Source organism: Billgrantia tianxiuensis, from assembly GCF_009834345.1.
GTDB lineage: Bacteria > Pseudomonadota > Gammaproteobacteria > Pseudomonadales > Halomonadaceae > Halomonas > Halomonas tianxiuensis.
This window is the reverse complement of the sequence record NZ_CP035042.1, coordinates 2,747,861-2,762,129: the sequence shown is the minus strand read 5'-3', so window position 1 is coordinate 2,762,129 and position 14,269 is coordinate 2,747,861. Positions and strand designations below refer to the sequence as shown.

At 57.3% G+C, this 14,269-nt stretch carries 10 protein-coding genes and 1 pseudogene; all 11 read left to right on the top strand.

Annotated features, from left to right (window positions below):
* The first annotated feature begins 68 nt into the window (after positions 1 to 68).
* The 11 genes and pseudogenes from EKK97_RS12870 (at position 69) to EKK97_RS24690 (ending at position 14,241) form a co-directional block, all read left to right on the top strand.
* The gene (locus EKK97_RS12870) at positions 69 to 1,403 is read left to right on the top strand and encodes a UDP-glucose dehydrogenase family protein (protein ID WP_159552393.1); all 1,335 of its coding nucleotides are present in this window, start codon (positions 69 to 71) and stop codon (positions 1,401 to 1,403) included.
* A 58-nt stretch (positions 1,404 to 1,461) separates the two neighbouring features.
* Positions 1,462 to 3,228, top strand: coding sequence for an SLC13 family permease (locus tag EKK97_RS12865; protein WP_159552391.1), 1,767 nt, complete (start codon positions 1,462 to 1,464; stop codon positions 3,226 to 3,228).
* Between the two features lie 160 nt (positions 3,229 to 3,388).
* The gene (cysQ, locus tag EKK97_RS12860; protein WP_159555791.1) at positions 3,389 to 4,195 is read left to right on the top strand and encodes a 3'(2'),5'-bisphosphate nucleotidase CysQ; all 807 of its coding nucleotides are present in this window, start codon (positions 3,389 to 3,391) and stop codon (positions 4,193 to 4,195) included.
* A gap of 102 nt (positions 4,196 to 4,297) precedes the next feature.
* The gene (cysD, locus tag EKK97_RS12855) at positions 4,298 to 5,215 is read left to right on the top strand and encodes a sulfate adenylyltransferase subunit CysD (protein WP_159552389.1); all 918 of its coding nucleotides are present in this window, start codon (positions 4,298 to 4,300) and stop codon (positions 5,213 to 5,215) included.
* Between the two features lie 48 nt (positions 5,216 to 5,263).
* Positions 5,264 to 5,617 (top strand): four helix bundle protein, encoded by a 354-nt coding sequence (locus EKK97_RS12850; protein ID WP_159552387.1) that lies wholly within the window; start codon positions 5,264 to 5,266, stop codon positions 5,615 to 5,617.
* Positions 5,618 to 5,666: 49 nt separating this feature from the next.
* Positions 5,667 to 7,580 (top strand): sulfate adenylyltransferase subunit CysN, encoded by a 1,914-nt coding sequence (gene cysN / locus EKK97_RS12845; RefSeq protein ID WP_159552385.1) that lies wholly within the window; start codon positions 5,667 to 5,669, stop codon positions 7,578 to 7,580.
* Between the two features lie 64 nt (positions 7,581 to 7,644).
* Positions 7,645 to 8,765, top strand: a pseudogene (wecB, locus tag EKK97_RS12840) (non-hydrolyzing UDP-N-acetylglucosamine 2-epimerase).
* Between the two features lie 52 nt (positions 8,766 to 8,817).
* On the top strand, positions 8,818 to 10,101 hold the full coding sequence (wecC, locus tag EKK97_RS12835) for a UDP-N-acetyl-D-mannosamine dehydrogenase (RefSeq protein WP_159552383.1): 1,284 nt from the start codon (positions 8,818 to 8,820) through the stop codon (positions 10,099 to 10,101).
* Positions 10,102 to 10,154: 53 nt separating this feature from the next.
* Positions 10,155 to 11,660, top strand: coding sequence for a glycosyltransferase family 4 protein (locus EKK97_RS24700; protein WP_236551213.1), 1,506 nt, complete (start codon positions 10,155 to 10,157; stop codon positions 11,658 to 11,660).
* An 80-nt stretch (positions 11,661 to 11,740) separates the two neighbouring features.
* Entirely contained in the window at positions 11,741 to 13,159 is a 1,419-nt protein-coding gene (locus EKK97_RS24695; protein WP_236551212.1) for a CgeB family protein, read from the top strand.
* Entirely contained in the window at positions 13,093 to 14,241 is a 1,149-nt protein-coding gene (locus EKK97_RS24690) for a glycosyltransferase (protein ID WP_236551211.1), read from the top strand. The genes EKK97_RS24695 and EKK97_RS24690 overlap by 67 nt, the downstream gene beginning before the upstream one ends.
* Positions 14,242 to 14,269 lie beyond the last annotated feature (28 nt).

The following is a 14,269-nucleotide window of genomic DNA, read 5'->3' as shown; positions in this document are numbered from 1 at the left end:
GGCGATCAAGCTCTGGGCTAACACAAGCCCGACTATACCTCTGGAAGAGAATTCATAAAGGAACGGCAATGAACGTTACCGTATTCGGAACCGGCTATGTGGGCCTGGTGACTGGTGCCTGTCTCGCCGATGTCGGGCACGACGTGATGTGCATGGACATCGATGCCGACAAGATCGCGGGCCTGGAGCGCGGAGAGATTCCCATCTACGAGCCGGGGCTCGAAGCCATGGTCAAGCAGAACGTGGCCGCCGGGCGGTTGCGCTTCACGACCGAAGCCGCCAAGGCAGTGGCCTTCGGCAGGCTTCAGTTCATCGCCGTGGGCACTCCGCCGGATGAAGACGGCAGCGCCGATCTGCAATACGTCCTCGCCGTGGCCAAGAGCATTGGCGAACACATTGACGACTACAAGGTCATCATCAACAAGTCGACCGTACCGGTGGGAACGGCGGACAAGGTGCGCGTGGAGGTGAGGAACGCCCTGGAGGCTCGCGGCCATCAGGTCGACTTCGATGTCTGCTCCAACCCCGAGTTTCTCAAGGAAGGCGCCGCCATCGAGGACTTCACTCAAGGTGCCCGTATCGTGGTCGGTACCGACTCCGAGCGGGTCAAGGCATTGATGCGCGAGTGCTACGCCCCCTACAACCGGCTGCGCGACAAACTGATGTTCATGGACATCCGCGCCGCCGAGCTGACCAAGTATGCCGCCAACGCCATGCTGGCGACCAAGATCAGCTTCATGAACGAAATTGCCAACCTGGCCGAGAGGCTGGGCGCCGACGTGGAACAGGTGCGCCATGGCATCGGCTCGGACCCGCGAATTGGCTACCAGTTCATCTACCCCGGCTGCGGTTATGGCGGCTCCTGTTTCCCCAAGGACGTACAGGCGCTAATGCGTACCGCCAGCCAGGCAGGGTATGAGCCCGCACTGCTCAACGCGGTTGAAACGGTCAATCGCCGCCAGAAGCAAACCCTGTTCACCAAACTCATGCAGGCCTTCGATGGCGACCTGAGCGGCAAGACCATCGGCTTATGGGGGCTGGCGTTCAAGCCCGACACCGATGACATGCGCGATGCTCCCAGCCGCGTACTGATGGAAGCCCTGTGGGACGCCGGTGCCAAGGTACAGGCCTACGACCCGCAAGCGATGCGCGAATGCCGGCGCATCTATGGCGACCGTGACGACCTGATACTGGTGGCCGATCGTATTCAGGCCGTGAAAGGCGCCGATGCCCTGGCGATCTGTACGGAGTGGAAAGACTTCCGCGCCGTGGATTTCGACTGGCTGAAGCAGCAATTGGCCTCGCCCGTCATAGTGGATGGGCGCAATGTGTTCGATCCAGTACGAGTGAGGGAAGCCGGGCTTCTCTATTTTGCTGTCGGTAGGGGCGATTCCCTGCAATGACGGTTTACGTTGCATGAACGGTAACGGCACCAAGGCAACCAAGTGGCTCAAAAGTTAAATGTCGATTGATGCGTTAGCCACGTTGGGCGTCATTGGGGTGGTGCTGGCATTGCTGGCTCTTACTAGAATTGCTGCCGATGTCATTCTCATGGCATCGCTAGCCACTCTGGTCGTTTCAGGCATCCTGACCCCCGGCGAGGCCCTGGCCGGGTTCGGCAATCCTGGCGTCATGACCATCGCGGTGCTTTATGTCGTGGCCGCCGGGCTGAAGGAAACCGGCGCCATCCAGTGGCTGGCGCACCGCTTGCTGGGTCAGCCACAGCGCCTGCGGCAAGCGCAACTGCGCGTTTTGCTACCGGCATCGGGTTTGAGCGCCTTCATGAACAACACCACCGTGGTGGCCATGTTCATCCCTGCCATTCAGGAGTGGGCGGGGCGCCTGCGGCTGCCACCCTCCAAGCTGCTGCTGCCGCTCAGCTATGCCGCCATCATCGGTGGCACCTGTACCTTGATCGGCACCAGTACCAATCTGGTCGTGGATGGCCTGCTGCAAAGCGAGAAGGGAATCGGGCTTGCCATGTTTTCGCTCGCCTGGGTCGGCATCCCTGTCGTACTGATAGGCGGCACTTTTCTTTACCTTTTCGCCGATCGCCTGCTACCGAACCGGCAGGGCGTGTTGGAGCAGCTCGAGCAGGCGCGCGAATACTCGGTAGAAGTGGTGGTAGACGAGAAAGGGCCGCTGGTCGGCAAAAGCATCGCCGATGCGGGGCTGCGTCACCTCAGCTTCGGCTACCTGGCCGACATCGAACGGCATGGCCGTCTGCTTACCGCCGTGCCGCCGAGTACCGAACTGCAGGCAGGCGACATCCTCATTTTCATCGGTGCGCCCGAGTGCGCCCGTGAGCTGCGCCGCATCCACGGCTTGAAACCGGCCAGTGGCGACGTTCACAAGCTGGATATTGCCCACCATCAGCGCTGCCTGGTGGAAGCCGTGATCGGGCCGGACTTCGGCGGGCTCAATCAAACGGTACGCGAATCGCGCTTCCGCTCGCGCTACCAGGCCGTGATTCTGTCGATTTCCCGCCATGGCAAGCGATTGCCAGGCAAGCTAGGCGATTTGCGCCTGCAAGTGGGCGATACGCTGCTGATCGAAACCGCCCAGGACTTCGTCGATCAGTACCGCTACCGCAAGGACTTCCTGCTGGTCAGCGCACTGAACGACTCCACGCCGCCGGATTTTCGCAAGGCTCCGGTGGCGATGGGCATTCTCGCGGCCATGGTAGTGGCCAGTGCCACGGGGCTTTTGAGCATTCTCGAAGCAGCGCTGCTGGCCGGCGGCGGCATGCTGGTCTCACGCTGCGTGCCGGCAAGCAAGGCCAGGCGCTATGTGGACCTCTCCGTACTGGTGGTGATAGCGGCTTCGTTCGCGCTGGGCGCGGCCATGACGAAAACCGGCGCCGCCGCCCAGATCGCCCAGTGGCTGCTGCTGATAGACGGCCTGGCACCATGGGCTGCACTGGCGCTCGTCTACCTCATGACGGTGCTATTCACCGAACTGATCACCAACAATGCGGCCGCAGTGCTGATGTTTCCCATCGCCGTGGCCGTGGCCGAGCAGTTGGGCGTGAGTTTCATGCCCTTCGTCATTGCCATCATGTTTGCCGCCTCGGCCAGCTTCATGACGCCACTGGGCTACCAGACCAATCTCATGGTGCTAGGCCCCGGTGGCTATCGCTTCATTGATTATCTGCGCCTCGGTGCACCGTTGAGCTTGATCGTAGGCGTTACCGCCGTGGCGTTGATACCGTTGGTTTGGTCGTTTTGAGCGACAAGATGCCGCTACGCGGCTGAAGAGGTAAGAGGTAAGAGGTAAGAGGACTTTCCCTCTTCTCACTTCTCACTTCTCTCTTCCCTCTTCCCTCTTCCTTCTTCTATCTTCTGTCTGATTGCGAGAATTATCTGTGACATTTTTCATTACCGACAACATGCGCACCCGTTTGGTCGAGGGCGTTCATGCTGCAGGCCGCGAAGTGATCTCGATCTACGAGCGGGATTTCAACGTCGAGACGAAGGATGACAAGAGCCCACTGACCGAAGCGGACATGGCTTCCCACCACGCCCTTGTGGATCTGCTGGAAAACCTTGCCCCAGAGGTACCGATTCTCTCTGAGGAGTCTGCGGAAATTCCTTTCGCCACTCGCTCGGCCTGGCAGCGCTACTGGTTGATCGACCCGCTCGACGGTACCAAGGAGTTCATCAAGAAGAACGGCGAGTTCACCCTGAACGTGGCATTGATCGAAGCGGGGGAGCCGGTATTCGGCATCGTGCACGCACCGGTACTTGATGCGACCTGGGTAGGCCAGCAAGGGCAGGGGGCATGGAAACAGGAAAACGGCGGGGCTTTGCATCCTATCCAGGTGCGGCCTCTTCCCGAGCCGGAGCAAGCGCCCTGGCAAGTGGTCGGCAGCCGTTCCCATGGCTCCAAGGAGTTCGAGGCGTTCCGCGCCGGGCTCCCAGCCCATGAATGCGTCTCCATGGGAAGTTCGCTCAAACTTTGCCTCGTTGCCGAGGGCAAGGCCGATCTCTACCCACGCCTGGCACCGACCAGCGAATGGGACACCGCAGCCGCCCAGGCAGTGGTTACCGCAGCGGGCGGCCAGGTACTGAATGCCCATACCCTGGAGCCGCTGCGCTGCAACCAGCAGGAGAGCGTGCTCAACCCGTTCTTCATCGTATGTGGGCAGCGGGATGAGCGCTGGGAAACGGCCCTGCGGGCTAGTCTGAAGAGATAAGAGAGAAGAGTTAAGAAAGAAGAGATAAGAGATAAGAGAGAAGAGCTTCTTCCCTCTTTCTTCTTCCCTCTCCCTTCTTCTTTTATTACCGAAGGTTTTTCGATGCCTGAAATTTCCATTGAACGTCAGACCCACCTCAAGCAACTCGAAGCCGAGTCGATTCATATCATCCGTGAGGTGTCGGCCGAGTTCCGCAACCCGGTGATGCTCTACTCCATCGGCAAGGACTCCTCGGTGATGCTGCATCTGGCGCGCAAGGCCTTCTTCCCCGGGCCGCCGCCGTTCCCGCTGATGCACATCAACACCACCTGGAAGTTCCGCGAGATGATCGTCTTCCGCGACCGCATGGCCGGTGAGGTGGGCATGGAGCTGATCGAGCACATCAACGAAGAGGGGCGGGCCGCGGGCATCAACCCCTTCGATCACGGCTCCAGCGGCTATACCGACGTGATGAAGACCCAGGCGCTCAAGCAGGCGCTGGACAAGTACGGCTTCGATGCCGCCTTCGGCGGTGCCCGCCGCGACGAGGAGGCCAGCCGCGCCAAGGAGCGGGTGTTCTCCTTCCGTGACAAGTTCCACCGCTGGGACCCCAAGAACCAGCGTCCCGAGCTGTGGAACCTCTACAACGCCCGGGTCAACAAGGGCGAGTCGATCCGCGCCTTCCCGCTCTCCAACTGGACCGAGCTGGACATCTGGCAGTACATCTACCTGGAGCAGATTCCCATCGTGCCGCTCTACTACGCCGCCCCGCGCCCGGTGGTGGAGCGCGACGGCATGCTGGTGATGGTCGATGACGAGCGCATGCCGCTGGCCCCCGGCGAGGTGCCCGAGGAGAAGTGGGTGCGTTTCCGCACGCTGGGCTGCTACCCGCTGACCGGCGCGGTGGAGTCCAAGGCCGACACCCTGCCCGAGATCATCCAGGAGATGTTGCTGACCCGCACCAGCGAGCGCAGCGGCCGGGCCATCGACCACGACCAGGCCGGCTCGATGGAGAAGAAGAAGAGGGAAGGATACTTCTGAGCCTCCGGCTCATAAGTATCAAGAGGGAAGAGCGAAGAGAGAAGAGAAATGGACTTCGAAAAACTGGACGTATGGAAACGCTCGGCGCGCCTATCCGCCAATCTCTATCTTCACTTCGCTGATTCCAGAGACTTCGGCTTCAAGGACCAGATCACGCGGTCCGGTTTATCCGTACCCAGCAACATTGCAGAAGGTATGGCACGACCTACTGTCAACGACCGCGTCAGGTTTCTCTATATTGCGAAAGGTTCCTGTGCCGAACTCAGGACACAAATTTATATCGGTATGGAAATTGGATACATTGAACGCGAGAAGGGGCAGCAATGGGTTGCCGAAACGAAGGAGATCGCCGCCATGCTGACTGGCCTGATTCGCAAGCAGCCAGCCTTCGAACCAGGCTGACCGGGTTTTCTTCCCTCTTTCCTCTTCTCTCTTATCTCTAGGGTTTCCCATGTCACACCAATCCGCAATGATCGCCGAGGATATCGAAACCTACCTCCGCGAACATGAGAACAAGGACCTGCTGCGCTTCATCACCTGCGGCAGCGTCGACGACGGCAAGTCGACCCTGATCGGCCGGTTGCTGCACGACTCCAAGATGATCTACGAGGACCAACTGGCCGCCATTGCCAGGGACTCGAAAAAAGTCGGCACTACCGGGGAAGAGGTGGATCTGGCGCTGCTGGTCGATGGCCTGCAGTCGGAGCGCGAGCAAGGCATCACCATCGACGTGGCCTATCGCTTTTTCTCCACCGACAAACGCAAGTTCATCATCGCCGACACCCCGGGCCACGAGCAGTACACCCGCAACATGGCCACCGGGGCCTCGACCGCCAACCTGGCGATCATCCTGATCGATGCCCGCTACGGCGTGCAGACCCAGACCCGGCGCCACAGTTTCATCTGCGATCTGCTGGGCATCCAGCACCTGATCGTGGCGGTGAACAAGATGGATCTGGTCGATTACTCCCAGGCACGCTTCGACGAGATCGTCGAGGAGTATCAGGCCGTTGCCGAGAAGCTCCACGCCCGTGACATTCGCTTCGTGCCGATGTCGGCCCTCAAGGGCGACAACGTCGTCAACAAGAGCGAGAGCATGGGCTGGTACGATAAGCCGGCCCTGCTGGAGCTGCTGGAAAGCGTAGAGATCAGCCACGATCACAACCTGCGCGACCTGCGTTTCCCTGTACAGTACGTCAATCGCCCCAATCTCGATTTTCGCGGTTACTCCGGGACCCTGGCTGCCGGCATCGTTCACCGCGGCCAGGCCGTGAGGGCGTTGCCCTCCGGCAAGGTATCCAAGGTGGAAAGAATCGTCACCTTCGATGGCGACCTCGAAGCCGCCTACCCGGGGCAGGCGATTACCCTCACCCTCGAGGATGAGATCGATATCTCTCGTGGCGACTGGATCGTCGCCGAAGAAGCCAAAGTGCCGCTGGCCAATGGCTTCGAGGCGGATATCGTATGGATGCATGAAACGCCCCTGGAGCCCGGCAAGCTGTACGACCTCAAGCTAGCCACCCGGGCCGTGGCCGGCAAAGTCACGGCCATCGACTACCAGGTCGATGTCAACACGCTCGAGCACCGCCACGCCGAAAATCTCGATCTCAACGCCATCGCGCGCTGCCATATCGAACTGACGGCTCCTGTGCCCGTCGACGACTACCGCACCAGCCCCGGTACCGGCTGCTTCATCGTCATCGACCGCCTCAGCAACGTAACGGTCGGGGCGGGGATGATTCATCAGCCGCTGGATAGCGAGCTGCCCTACGAATTCCGCGAGCACGAGAGCAAGGCCAACGTGGTGTGGAACCGCACCAGCGTTACTCAGGCCATGCGCGAGCAACTCAACGGCCATCAGGGCAAATGTGTGTGGTTCACTGGGCTTTCCGGCTCGGGGAAATCGACCCTGGCCAATGCTCTGGAAGTGGAACTGAACCGCCGTGGCTATCACACCATGCTGCTGGATGGCGACAACATCCGCCACGGCCTGTGCAAGGACCTCGGCATGAGCGAGGAAGACCGCGCCGAGAACATCCGCCGCGTGGGCGAAGTGGCCAGGCTGTTTGCCGAGGCCGGCATCATCGTCATTACCGCCTTCATCTCACCGTTCCGCAGCGACCGCGACGCCGCACGGGCTCTGTTCCAGAACGGGGACTTCATCGAAGTACATGTCGATACCCCGCTGGATATCTGTGAGCAGCGCGACCCCAAGGGGCTTTACCAGAAGGCACGCGAAGGCAAGATCAAGGACTTCACGGGCATTAACAGCCCCTACGAGGTGCCTAAATCAGCAGAACTGACGGTCAATACCGCAGAATTGAGCCAGCAGGAAATCATTGGGCTGTTGCTGAAGCAGCTGTAATTCAGCTCTTGGCTCGCTAATTTTTCTCACCCTCTCATCAAGCAGTCTTTTGCCCCCTATGCCCATCAAGACCCTCTGCGTGTTCGGCACGCGCCCTGAAGCCATCAAGATGGCACCTCTCGCCCTTTCTCTCGCCGCCGACGATCGTTTCGATGCCAAGGTGTGCGTAACCGGGCAGCACCGGGAAATGCTCGACCAAGTGCTGGAACTGTTCGAGCTGGAGCCGGACCATGACCTGAACATCATGAAGCCGGGGCAGGACCTCACCGACGTAACCACGGCAATTCTGCAGGGCATGAAGGGCGTTCTCGCCGAGGAGAAGCCGGATATCGTGCTGGTGCATGGGGATACCTCCACCACGCTTTCCGCCACGTTGGCTGCCTACTACCAGCAAGTGCCGGTAGGGCATGTGGAAGCCGGCCTGCGCACCGGCAATCTCTATTCGCCCTGGCCGGAAGAGGCCAACCGCAAGCTGACCGGGCGCTGGCTGAATTGCACTTCGCGCCTACCGAACGCTCACGGCAGAACCTGCTAGAGGAAGGGGTGGCGCCGAGCAAGGTATTCGTGACCGGGAATACCGTCATCGATGCGCTGCTCGACGTGGTCAAGAAGCTCGAGAACAGCGCCTCTTTTCAAGAGCGCTTTACCGAGCAGTTCGGCTTTCTGGATGCCAGTCGCAAGCTGATCCTGGTAACGGGGCATCGCCGGGAAAGCTTCGGCGGCGGGTTCGAGCGTATCTGCCAGGCGCTGCATGACGTGGCGGCGCGCCACCCCGAAACCCAGATCGTCTATCCCGTGCACCTCAATCCCAACGTGCGGGAGCCGGTCAACCGGCTGCTCTCCGACATCGACAACGTACACTTGATCGAGCCGCTGGATTACCTGCCGTTCGTCTATCTGATGAACCGCGCCCACCTGATTCTCACCGACTCCGGTGGCGTACAGGAAGAAGCCCCTTCCCTCGGCAAGCCGGTTCTCGTCATGCGGGACACCACCGAGCGGCCGGAGGCAGTGGATGCAGGCACCGTCAAGCTGGTAGGCACTGATGTAGAGCGTATCGTCACGGAAATGCATACCTTGCTCACGGACAAGATTGCCTACGAAGAGATGAGCTACGCCCATAACCCCTACGGCGATGGGAAGGCGTGTCGGCGCATCCTCGATGCCTTGGCTGGCCTGAAGTAAGCCTCGCTTCTTGAACATCTTTTCCTCGATTTTCGCTGCTATTGGATAAGCCATGAATTTCAACACGATTTCCGTTATTGGCCTGGGCTACATTGGCCTGCCGACCGCTGCCGTCATCGCTTCCCGCCGCAAGAAAGTGATTGGGGTAGATGTCAACCAGCACGCTGTCGATACCATCAACCGTGGCGACATCCACATCGTTGAGCCAGAACTGGATATCGTAGTGCATGCGGCAGTAAAGGAAGGCTATCTGCGCGCCACCACCGAGCCGGAGCCGGCGGATGCCTTTCTCATTGCCGTGCCCACTCCGTTCAAGGCCGAGAATGGCAACGATCACGTACCCGATCTCAGCTATATCGAAGCGGCAAGCAAGAACATCGCCCCGGTGCTGAAAAAAGGTGACCTGGTCATCCTCGAATCTACCTCGCCAGTTGGGGCAACCGAGCAAATGGCGGCATGGCTGGCAGAAGCCAGGTCGGATCTCACCTTCCCGCAAACCCATGGGGAGGATTCGGATATCCGTGTAGCCCACTGCCCGGAACGTGTACTTCCCGGCCATGTGGTGCGTGAACTGGTGGAAAACGACCGAGTGATTGGCGGCATGACGGCCAAGTGCTCGGAAGCGGCTACGAAACTCTACAAGATCTTCGTGGAAGGGGAGTGCATTACCACTACGGCACGTACTGCCGAGATGGCCAAGCTCACCGAGAACAGCTTCCGCGACGTGAACATTGCTTTCGCCAATGAGCTTTCCATCATCTGCGATAAGCTCGACATCAACGTGTGGGAACTGATTCGCCTGGCCAACAGGCACCCTAGGGTGAACATTCTGCAGCCTGGGCCTGGTGTGGGTGGCCACTGTATTGCCGTTGATCCTTGGTTCATCGTTAGCGAAACGCCTGAAGAGGCGCGCCTGATTCGCACCGCTCGAGAAGTCAACGATGGCAAGCCACAGTGGGTAATCGGCAAGGTCAACGAGGCGGTAGGCAAGTTCCTGAGCCACCACCCTGACAAGACTGCCAAGGACGTTACCATCGCTTGCTTTGGCTTGGCATTCAAGCCGGATATTGACGATCTGCGTGAAAGCCCCGCGCTGAAAATTGCCGAGAATATCGTGTCACGGCATCCAGGACGGGTATTGCTAGTTGAGCCAAATATCGCTGAGCTTCCGAAAGGAAAGGCGGTGGGAGGTAATTTGGCCGATCAGCAGCAGGCACTCGAGATAGCCGATGTCGTAGTACTGTTGGTGGATCATAAGCCTTTCAAATCCATACCTTCTACTCGCGTGAAGATTGATTACCTTGTTGATAGTCGTGGGGTGTGGGAAGTCAGATAAGTATTTTGTGAACTCCATGAATATTCGGTATATTAAAATTTGAGAGTATAGGGATGTTTACTCAACAAAGTACCTTCGGCTTAGGAAGAAGAAAAATAAAAAATATCTCTCAGAGAGTTGGGCTTTACCCGTTTCTGTTAAAGGTCAAGAGACTTTTGGCTAATGGGAGAAAGGTGGTAAGGTCGCCTTCGCTTATATTTAATAAATTAAATGAAATAAAATATCGTTCGTCTTTCAGAGAAGCTGTTCACCTGTTCTACAAGCAGGGAAAGGTTAGCGCTGCGTACACTGTGTTAGAAGAGCTACGAAAAAGTGGAGCTATCTTTGATAAAAAGAATCTTGAGCTTTTGGGATTGATCCAAGGATATATGCGCCTTGCAAACGGGGTGGCTATACCTCCTCGACAGCCCAACCCAGGCTTGATGTCACGCCGTCAGCATATTCTCTACTGCCTACACCAATCAGTGCCTCACGCCACCAATGGCTACTCGACCCGTTCGCATGGTGTGGCAGTAGGCTTGCAGCAAGCAGGTTGGAAAGTATGTGCAACTACTCGTCCTGGCTTTCCTTGGGATACCGGCATAGAGGGGTTGAACAAAGGCTACCATAAGGAAGAAGTTGAGGGGGTCAGCTATACGGCGGTGTCTGGGTGGAATCTAGCCAGGACGCCATTGGACTACTATCTAGCTGAAGCAGCTGACCACTATCTTCGCGAGGCGCAGATTAATGGTGCCGAGGTTATTGTTGCCGCCTCCAACCACATTACTGCACTGCCCGCCTTGGTGGCAGCTCGACGTTTGGGGTTGCCCTTCGTGTATGAAGTACGTGGCCTTTGGGAAGTGACGCAGGCTTCCACTCAGCCCGAGTGGGCCGGCTCTGAGCGCTACCGGTTGATGCGCAAATTAGAGAAACAAGCCGCATTGGAAGCGGATCTGGTGATTACTCTCACCGAGGAGCTGGCGGATGAACTTGCTAGCTGGGGGGTGGCTCGAGAGCGTATCGAGGTGGTGCCTAATGCGGTCAATGCCCAGCGATTCCAGCCCATGGCGCCGGACGCCACCATTGCCAAGGAGCTTAACCTAAAACCCGGTGTGCCGGTAATCGGTTATGCGGGCAGCGCTGTGGCCTATGAAGGTTTGGAGCTGTTGATGGAGGCGATGGCCCAGCTCAAGCAGAAAGGCCAAGCTTTCACCTTCGTGCTGGTGGGCGACGGCAAGATCATCAACACCGTCAAGGCCAAGGCCAAGGAACTAGGCATCGAAGCGCAGTGCCGCTTTACCGGTCGGGTTCCCTTTGAGGAGGTGCCACGCTATCTCTCCTGTATGGACATTTTGCCAATTCCTCGGCTGTCTTCGGCTGTAACCGAAATGGTCTCTGCCCTCAAGCCGCTGGAGGCTATGGCCATGGAGAAGGCCTTGGTACTTTCGGATGTATCGCCTCACAAGACAATGGCTGGGCCCAACGATGAGCGTGCCCGATTATTCACCAAAAACAGCGTCGAGGCCCTCTGCGAAGCTCTACAGCAACTGATCGATAGCCCGAAGAGCGTAAGCGTCTAGGCAAGGCCGCACGTGCATGGATCGAGCAGGAGCGTACCTGGAATCACGTAACGCGACGCTATGCCGAGGCTCTGCAGCGATTGCGTCGTAACGCTGCAGGCACTGCCGAGACTCAGTTTGCCGAAGCAAAAACATTGGAGCAGATAACGCTGGGCCTGATTGCCGATCAGTTCACTACCGACACCTTGGCCAGTGCCGTTAAGGTAGTGCCGCTGTCACCTCAGAATTGGCGGGAAGAGTTGGAAAAACAGCCCATCGACGCGTTATTCGTCGAATCTGCCTGGAGGGGCAATAACGGGCAATGGCACCGTAAGGTGGGCTACTACTGCGACGAAGAATTAAATACGCTCAGCGAACTACTTAATCACTGCCGTGAACAAGGTATTCCTTCTCTTTTTTGGAACAAGGAAGATCCAGTTCATTTCGAACGTTTCCGTAAGGCGGCCAGCCTGTGTGACCATGTATTCACTACGGACAGTCGCAAGATCATTGCCTATCTCTCGACTCCAAGTGCGGTAACGCAAACGGCAAGTAGCTGTCCTTTCTTTGCTTCGCCAAAGATTCACAACTTACTGCCTTCTACCCGCGACTGGCAGCCCACCGCGGCCTATGGCGGCACTTACTATGGTGAACGCTACCCGGAGCGCACCGAATACATGGACAAGATCATGAGTGCGGCGGCGCCCTTGGGCCTCACAATCTACGACCGCCAGCACAATGATCCGGAATCACCCTACAAATATCCTGGTGGCCTGAGCGACTATGTGGCTGGCAGTCTCAGCTACGAGGAGATGATTCAAGCCTACAAGGCTCATCCAGTTCAAATCAACGTCAATTCTGTGCTTGATTCACCCACGATGTTCTCGCGTCGGGTAATGGAAGCGGCTGCCTGCGGTTCACCAATTGTCTCAGGTCCTGCTCTAGGCATGAACCGCTACCTAGAAGGAGCTGGGAATATCGTGCGTACTGAGAGCGAAGCCGCTCAGGCACTAGAGGATCTGCTGCAGTACCCTGCTTACCGCTGGCGAGTGGCGATGAAAGGCGCACGGGCGATTATGCGTGCCCACACAACCCAACACCGTCTGGCTCAGATGCTGCGCACCGCCGGCTTGGTGATTGATGCGCCTCAACCGCCTCGGTTGCAGTTGGTGACAGGCGAAATGTCTGATGTTGCTGTGAAGCGTCTCATGAACCAATCGCTGCGTCCCCATCGAGTAGTGGCTAGCCAGTGGCAAGCGAACACTCGGACATGCTTGGAAGCTGCCGGTATTGAGTGTGATACCTACGGTGGTTCTGTCGACAAAGACGAATCGCTCTGGCTATTGGCAGAACCAAGTGCGCTTGAAACCCTCGGACCAGAAGACCTGGAAGATCTGGCTTGGCCCACCCGATACGCGTCGCATAAGCGCATTGGCTTTGACCGTGGGTCACCTTGGACGCTGGCCAGTGGCCCGGTATCGCTTTTGAAGGCCAAGCAATTGATGCTAGCCTTCAGTTGATTCGTCCTCCTGCAGGCATGCCGATCAAGGCACTCGACGAATGGGCTGCACAGCAGCCGACGCTGGCCCTGCGAAAGCCGGCGGGGACCTATGAGCAAGCACCTAACATCTTCCCAAAGAAAACCATGGTAATTGCGGGGCATGATCTCAAGTTCATCAAGCCTTTCTATCCTTACTTCACAAAAGCGGGAATTCGAGTGCTGCTGGACTTCTGGAGTGGCCATAACCAGCACAATGAAATTGCCAGCAAGCGCTTGGTACGGCAGGCAGATACTGTGTTCTGCGAATGGATGCTGGGCAATGCCATTTGGTATGGCAAGAACAAGCGGGAAGGGCAGAAATTATTGGGCCGACTACATGCTCAAGAGTTGCGTAGCCCTCTGTTTGTTAAGGTGCCATTCGAAGTTTTTGATACCGTGATCTTTGTTGGTCCACATATGCTACGCAATGCCCAGAAGCGTAACCCTACGCTGAAGCGGAACGGTACAGTCGTCTATAATGGTGTGGACACAGACGCTATGAAAGCCGTCCCGCGTAAGCAAACTAACGGAAAAGTACTTGGCTTCGTTGGTATGGTACCTCAAAGCAAGCGATTGGATCGGGCCTTGGATGTCCTCAAGCAGCTTCGTAAGAAAAATGACAGCTACACTTTACGGGTTAAAGGAAAGCGGCCAGAAGAGTACCCCTGGATGGCGCAGCGTATCGAAGAAATGGCCTGGTACGAAGCACTGTATAATCGTATCAAGTCAGATCCAGACCTAAAAGGAGCTGTTTTTTTTGATCCCCAAGGCAATGATATGCCCGAGTGGTATTCTGGTATCGACTATATACTTTCTGTTAGCGATCATGAAAGTTTTCATCTTGCTGTGGCTGAAGGAGCAGCTAGTGGTTGTAACCCTCTGGTACTCCCTTGGGAAGGTGCAAAAGAAATATACCCGCATGAGTGGATTTTCTCAGATACTAAAGAAATTGCTGAATATTTATTGACGCTTTCTAATGCTAATATTCAGCTAGCACAGCTTAAAAATATCGACTGCGATATAAAAGTTATATTTAATGAGCTTAAAAAGCGTATTGGTTGATTCTATATTATATGCAATAGCGAGTATG